The organism is Streptomyces sp. F63 (assembly GCF_018070345.1).
In the GTDB taxonomy this organism is placed as follows: domain Bacteria; phylum Actinomycetota; class Actinomycetes; order Streptomycetales; family Streptomycetaceae; genus Streptomyces.
Map to the genome: position 1 here is coordinate 1 of NZ_JAGPXX010000072.1, position 1,192 is coordinate 1,192.

The window sequence follows — 1,192 nt, forward strand, 5'->3', positions numbered from 1 at the left end:
GCTTGCCATCGGGTGCGGTGTTTCAGTAGGTGGTGGCGTCGGCACAGGGGGATGAGGTTGCCGGGCTCGGTGGCTCCGCCCGCCGCCGGGTTGTGGTGGTTGAAGGGCTGGATGTGGTCCAGGTCGCAGCGGTGGGCGGGCATCTGGCAGGAGGGGAAGGCGCAGGTGCCATCCCGGGCGATGACGTGGCGTCGGGTTTCGGCGGTGGGACGGTAGGTGGTGGGGTCGGTCTTGATGAGCACACCGGTCTTGGGGTGGGTGATCAGGCGGCGCCAGATGGTGCCGGGGGCGAAGGCCACCTCGCGGGCCTGCCCGGCGCTGATCGGTCCGTAGCCCTTCAGCACGGCGGGGTCCTCGTCCGCTCCGATCAGCGTGTCGAGGGAGACGGTCACCTGCACCACGGCCGCCGAGCGGCCACCGGGACTCTCCATGCCCGCAGGCCGGTTGACGACCAGGTCGTACAGGGCGTCCACGCGTTTCTGGTTCAGCGTGCGGCCGTCCTCGGGCAGGGTGGCGGCGTGGGCTTCGATCGCGGCGTCGAGTTGTGCGGCCTGCGGGGCGGGCAGGAACGCTGTCCAGGTCGCCATCCCGTCCTCCCCCGCCCGGTGCCACAGGGTGCGGTCCTCCCGCCGCTTGCGGTGCCGCCGTTCCGCCCCCTGCGGATCGGCTTTGAGCACTGCCCGGTTCAGGGCGCGGCGGGTCTGTCCCACCGCTTGGGCGGGCATCTTCGCCACCACCATCGCCTCCACCCGTGCAGCGGTTTCCGGATCCAGCACGGCGGTGGTCTCGGTGACGGCCTTGGCCTGCAGATAGCAGATCTCCCCCCGCTCCAGCACGGCCACCGTGGTGGGAAACCGCTCCTCCAACGCCGTGGCGACCGCCAGCCGGTCCGCGGCCGTGGTTCCCGAGAGCTTCAGCGCACAGGCCACGTCCTCACAGGCGAAGTCCCAGTCGTAGTCCACCCACCCGATCTCGTTCGGCACCGCCTCCAGCGCATCGGCCTCGATGTCCGCCAGCAACCCCACCTGCCGCGCCTGGATCCAGGCGATATGCCGCTCCCACGCCTTCAACGCGTCGATCCGCCCCGCCCGGGACAACGCCCCACGCTCCAGCAACCCCAGCATCGCCGCCGTCTGCGGCCCCGGCACCACTCCCGCCAGATACGCCGCCCACTCATCCGCCGACACCGGCG

At 71.4% G+C, this 1,192-nt stretch carries 1 protein-coding gene; it reads right to left on the reverse strand.

The features are described 5' to 3' along the window. On the reverse strand, positions 1–1,192 hold a 1,192-nt coding region (locus KBZ10_RS28950), incomplete at both ends, for an HNH endonuclease signature motif containing protein (protein WP_247703165.1).